Origin of the sequence: Segatella salivae DSM 15606, from assembly GCF_000185845.1 — a bacterium.
Classification (GTDB): domain Bacteria; phylum Bacteroidota; class Bacteroidia; order Bacteroidales; family Bacteroidaceae; genus Prevotella; species Prevotella salivae.
Window position 1 is genome coordinate 1,843,728 of the sequence record NZ_GL629647.1, and the last position, 4,591, is coordinate 1,848,318.

Sequence of the window (4,591 nt, forward strand, 5' to 3'; positions counted from 1 at the left end):
AATTGGAAAATAACAGATAAGAAACTATCAATCTTCACTCAACTTCTATTGAAAGCAGAAGAAGATAGAAAATAGTAAAAGACGATGAGTTTACGAGAGATTTTGAATCATAGAAGGGCGGTTCGGCATTTTGATCCAGCCAAACCATTAGATGCTGAGGTCGTGAAAGATTGTATAGAACAGGCTACATTGGCGCCGACGAGTTCGAATTTGCAACTCTGGGAGGCCTATCATGTCACGGATAAAAAGGTGATGGAGCAGCTGAGCAAGGCATGTTTAGACCAGTTGTCAACACGTTCGGCCCAACAAATCGTAGTGTTTGTGACACGACAAAGCCTGTATAAGCAACATGCAAAAGCGGTACTTGCCGAGGGTATTGAGGAAATCAAGCGTAATAGTCCGGCTGAAAAACAGGAGAAACGCATTAAAAAGCAAACGCTATACTATGCCAAACTCATTCCCTTTATTTATTCACGGGGCTTCGGTTTGTGGGGCCTTGTGCGCAAAGTATTGGCCCAAGGTGTCGGTCTTTTCCGCCCTATCACGCGTCAAGTGAGTGAAAGCGACATGCAAGTTGTCGTGCACAAGAGCTGTGCTTTGGCTGCACAAACGTTTATGTTGGCCATGAGTGAGGCCGGATATGATACGTGTCCACTCGAAGGTTTCGATAGTTTGTTGGTGAAAAAGGCCCTACATCTGCCCCATGATTGCGAAATAAACATGGTTCTTCCGTGTGGAATTCGTTTACCAGATGGCGTTAGAGGTGAACGATTCAGAATTCCATTTGAAGAACAATATCATCGAATTTAAACATTAATTCTGCCAAATAAAAACCTTTTATACGGCAGAACTAATCATCATCATGCATGACGAATAATGCATTATGAATAAAATTAGCCAACAATTATGCATTATGAATAATGCATTATGCATTAAAAATCATTTTCCTTTCAGCAGTTTTTTGATGTCATTGAGCTTATTGAGTGCTTCAACAGGCGTGAGATTATTCACATCAAGCTCAAGGATTTCATCGCGAATCTGGGCCAACAAGGGGTCATCGAGCTGGAAAAAGCTGAGTTCCATGCCGTCTCTGTGCTCAGCAATCTTATTGGTATTGGGCTTACCTGCACGCCCTACACCCGAATTATCGGCCTCTAACTCCTTCAGAATAGTGTTGGCTCGCTTGACTATCGAACGTGGCATACCGGCTATTTCAGCCACATGTATACCGAAACTATGCTCACTTCCGCCCCGCATTAGCTTGCGAAGGAAGATCACTTTGCCGTCAACTTCCTTCACACTTACATTGTAATTTTTAATGCGAACGAAGTTTTTTTCCATCTCATTTAGCTCGTGATAGTGGGTTGCAAAGAGTGTTCTTGCACGGGCTTTTGCCTGTTCATGCAAGTATTCTACTATGGCCCAAGCGATACTTATGCCGTCATAAGTGCTCGTGCCTCGACCGAGTTCATCAAACAATACGAGGCTACGTGGTGACACATTATTTAGGATATTGGCGGCCTCTGTCATCTCAACCATGAACGTAGACTCGCCTAATGAGAGGTTATCGCTGGCCCCAACGCGCGTAAATATCTTATCAACGAGCCCAATACTTGCCCGCTCTGCCGGTACGAAACACCCCACTTGAGCCAATAAAACAATAAGGGCCGTCTGACGAAGCAACGCCGATTTACCAGCCATATTCGGTCCCGTGATCATCATTACCTGCTGCTTTTGCGTGTCAAGATATACGTCGTTAGGCACATAATGCTCGCCAATCGGCAGCTGAGTTTCAATCACTGGGTGACGTCCTTGGCGTATATCGAGCACATCACTATCGTCAATTTGGGGCCTGATATAAGTGTTTTCTTCCGATATTTTAGCGAAGCTTAACAAGCAGTCCACACGTGCCAAAAGGGTGGCATTGATTTGAATTTGTGGGATAAAGTCTTGCATAGCCAACACCAATTCATTGAAAAGTCGGGCCTCTAATGCCATGATTTTCTCGTCAGCGCCAAGGATTTTCTCCTCATATTCTTTTAGTTCTGGGGTGATATATCGCTCTGCCTGTGCCAGTGTTTGCTTGCGAATCCATGTCTCAGGAACCTTATTTTTGAAGGTGTTTCTCACCTCAAGATAATACCCAAAGACGTTATTAAAGCCCACCTTCAAACTTAAAATGCCTGTTGCTTCGGCCTCGTCCTCTTGGATTTTCAACAGATAATCCTTTCCGTTTCTACGCATTGTGCGCAGCTCATCGAGTTCTTTGTTGTAGCCATCTGCTATGACATCACCTTTCGCAACAAGCTGAGGTGGGTCGGGTTGTATCTCTTTTTCGATGCGTGTTTTTATGCTTTCACAAAGGTTTAGCTGTTCACCAACACGCTTCAATGCCTCATTTTCTGAATAAAGACAAGCCTCTTTAATCGGTCTTACCGCGTCAAGTGCATTCTTGAGTTGTACGATTTCACGAGGCGAAACACGCCCAACAGCCACCTTAGAAACAATGCGTTCAAGGTCGCCCACACGATGAAGTTGCTCATCAACAAGCTGTCGGAACGATGGCTTTTGAAAGAAATAATCTACAATATCAAGGCGTTCCTTGATGGGAGCAACGTCTTTTAATGGGAACACAAGCCATCGTCTGAGCATGCGACCACCCATTGCTGTTACCGTGCGATCAATGACATTCAGCAGCGAACTGCCGTCTTCCTGCATTGGAGCAATGAGTTCCAACGACCTGATTGTAAACCGATCTAAGCGCACATACTTATCTTCTTCGATGCGAGAAAGCGAAGTTATATGGTTGATTTGCGTGTGCTGAGTCAGTTCCAAATATTGAAGAATGGCACCACCCGCAATGATTCCGTTCTTCATGTGCTCTACACCAAAGCCTTTAAGCGACTTTGTGCCAAAGTGTTTCAATAGTTTTTGCCGTGCATTCTGCTCGGAAAACACCCATTCATCCATTTCAAACACACAATGTTTTGAACCAAAATAGCGTTCAAAATCTTGCTTATGGTCGCGGTTATACAGCACTTCTTTCGGCGAAAAGTTGCCCAACAACTTCTCAACATAGTCGTATGTGCCCTCGCCAGTAAGGAATTCACCGGTTGAAATATCCAAAAAGCTGATGCCACAAGAGGCCTTTCCAAAGTGCACGGCAGCCAAGAAATTGTTTTCTTTATAGTTCAACACCGTGTCGGTCATGGCTACTCCCGGCGTAACGAGTTCGGTTATGCCTCGTTTCACCATCTTATCCATCTCGGTAAGCCCCTTCTTTCCCTTAATCTGCTCACGCTTTTTCTTCGGATCTTCCAATTGATCGCAGATGGCAACACGCTTTCCTGCACGAATGAGTTTCGGCAGATAGGTGTCTAAAGCATGATGAGGAAAGCCGGCCATCTCAACAGAATTTTCGGCCGAATTATTGCGTTTGGTCAGTGTGATGCCCAAGATTCCGGCAGCAATAACGGCATCTTCACCATAGGTTTCATAGAAATCGCCACAACGAAACAGCATCAACGCCTCGGGATGCTTTGCTTTCATCGAGAAAAACTGCTTCATCATAGGGGTCAAACCTTTGTCTTGTACTGCCATCTTTATTCTTTCTTTTCTATCAAAACCTTTAATTATACAAAGTTACAGAAATCTCATGAGACAAAGAAACCAATTAGGAAGCATTAACGTTAAGTTTGAAGAAAGGGGAGTAAAGAGGATACTTATGCGCTTCTTTCTGACATTCTAAGTAATAAAAACAAGCCTTCTTGAATCTAATTTTCTATTGTTCGATTTACAAATCAATGCTTCCTAATTTCAAAATTCATTGCCCGAATCTAATAAATAAAAAGAATCAACCCACTACCATGGCAAATTTCAGGCCCAAAGCATTAGCAATTTGCAAAAAGGTTGATAGTTGCATATCACTGTTACCACGCTCTATCTGCGAGATATATTCACGCTTTTTACCTATCATTTCTGCCAATTGTTGTTGGGTGAGTTTTTGCATTTTGCGCTGCGTTTTCAATAGTTCTGCATAGTAATATGCATTGGCACGTGCCTCAAAAGCCTTGCGTTCAGGACTATCTATTGGGCCATATTTCTCATTAAAATGCTCACTCGAAGTGCGCAATTGAGCCAATTTTTCTGCATCAAGTTTCTTCATATATCAATCCTCCAAATATTTTTCAATTAGTTTTTCAGCCTTCCTAACCTCTTTCTTATATTGCTTTTTATCCTTCTTAAGAAAGGAATTCAGAAACAAAACTTGTGAACAGTCAACAAAATTACTTGCGTTTATTGCAAAGACTATCGTTCTATATTCATCACTACCCACTGAAATTCTTGCCTCATAAAACTCACTTCCTTCTATCTTTTTAATGAATTTACTATTCACAATACGCTGTGTTTTGATGATATGTTCTACATAATCATACTTTTCTTGTTGTCTAACATTCAGCATACTATAAAAGGATTCATAGTCTTCTGAATAGAAAATTTCTCTTATTTGTTCATCCATGGCAAAAGTAATTTATTTATTCTATATTTCCAAATAAATGGAATATATTTATTACATAATATATTTTTCAAG

4 protein-coding genes are annotated in these 4,591 nt (G+C 41.9%); 1 reads left to right on the forward strand and 3 read right to left on the reverse strand.

Annotated features, from left to right (window positions below; all coding sequences use genetic code 11):
* Nucleotides 1–84 precede the first annotated feature (84 nt).
* Nucleotides 85–810: a nitroreductase family protein gene (locus HMPREF9420_RS07485; RefSeq protein ID WP_007134954.1), complete on the forward strand. Its 726-nt coding sequence runs from the start codon at nucleotides 85–87 to the stop codon at nucleotides 808–810.
* 129 nt (nucleotides 811–939) lie between these two features.
* On the opposite strand, the gene mutS is transcribed toward HMPREF9420_RS07485, so the two are convergent.
* The 3 genes from mutS to HMPREF9420_RS07500 all read right to left on the reverse strand — a co-directional run bounded on the left by mutS (nucleotide 940) and on the right by HMPREF9420_RS07500 (nucleotide 4,519).
* A complete protein-coding gene (mutS, locus tag HMPREF9420_RS07490) occupies nucleotides 940–3,600 on the reverse strand; it encodes a DNA mismatch repair protein MutS (RefSeq protein ID WP_007134955.1) in 2,661 nt (886 codons plus the stop codon).
* A 253-nt stretch (nucleotides 3,601–3,853) separates the two neighbouring features.
* Nucleotides 3,854–4,165 carry a helix-turn-helix domain-containing protein gene (locus HMPREF9420_RS07495; protein ID WP_007134956.1) on the reverse strand — a complete coding sequence of 104 codons (312 nt, stop codon included), beginning with the start codon at nucleotides 4,163–4,165 and terminating at the stop codon, nucleotides 3,854–3,856.
* Nucleotides 4,166–4,168: 3 nt separating this feature from the next.
* Nucleotides 4,169–4,519: a type II toxin-antitoxin system RelE/ParE family toxin gene (locus HMPREF9420_RS07500; protein WP_007134957.1), complete on the reverse strand. Its 351-nt coding sequence runs from the start codon at nucleotides 4,517–4,519 to the stop codon at nucleotides 4,169–4,171.
* Nucleotides 4,520–4,591 lie beyond the last annotated feature (72 nt).

Coding starts and splice junctions, on each gene's coding strand:
- HMPREF9420_RS07485 (WP_007134954.1), top strand. CDS start 85: ATGAGTTTACGAGAGATTTTGAATCATAGAAGGGCGGTTCGGCATTTT.
- mutS (WP_007134955.1), bottom strand. CDS start 3,600: ATGGCAGTACAAGACAAAGGTTTGACCCCTATGATGAAGCAGTTTTTC.
- HMPREF9420_RS07495 (WP_007134956.1), bottom strand. CDS start 4,165: ATGAAGAAACTTGATGCAGAAAAATTGGCTCAATTGCGCACTTCGAGT.
- HMPREF9420_RS07500 (WP_007134957.1), bottom strand. CDS start 4,519: ATGGATGAACAAATAAGAGAAATTTTCTATTCAGAAGACTATGAATCC.